The sequence below is a fragment of the Nocardia noduli genome, assembly GCF_019038455.1.
GTDB classification, from domain to species: Bacteria; Actinomycetota; Actinomycetes; order Mycobacteriales; family Mycobacteriaceae; genus Nocardia; species Nocardia noduli.
In genome coordinates, this window is the sequence record NZ_JAFMPL010000295.1 from 1 (window position 1) to 418 (window position 418).

Annotated in this window: 1 protein-coding gene; it reads right to left on the bottom strand. The window is 75.8% G+C overall.

The features are described 5' to 3' along the window. Nucleotides 1–418 (bottom strand): hypothetical protein (locus tag JZ792_RS43765; RefSeq protein WP_216918457.1); only part of this gene is annotated, 418 nt, incomplete at both ends.

Here is a 418-nt window from a genome sequence, read left to right on the forward strand (position 1 = left end):
GCCTGCAGCGACGTCGCCAGGGCCGGATCGGCCGCCGCCAGGGCCTCGGCGATCTCGGCGAGTTCCGTTGTGGCCGCGGCGGCCTGCGTCAACACCGCTCCGAGCCCGGCGGCGGCCGTCAGCCCGTCCCGGATCGCGGCGAGATCGCGGGGGCCGCTGCGCCCCAACCCGACCCGGGAGAGCGCCCGCGCCAGATCGGGGGCCCGGGCCAACGTCTCGCGAATCGCCTTCCGGAGCCCGTGGTCGTCGGCAAGATACGCGACGGTCTCGTGCCGGCGGGCGATCCGCTCGAGGTTTGTGAGCGGCCCGGCCAGGCGCTCGGCCAGCAGGCGGGCGCCGTTGGCGGTGACGGTCCGGTCGATCGTGTCGAGCAGGCTGCCGGTGCGCTCGCCCGAAAGCGTGCGGGTGAGCTCCAGGT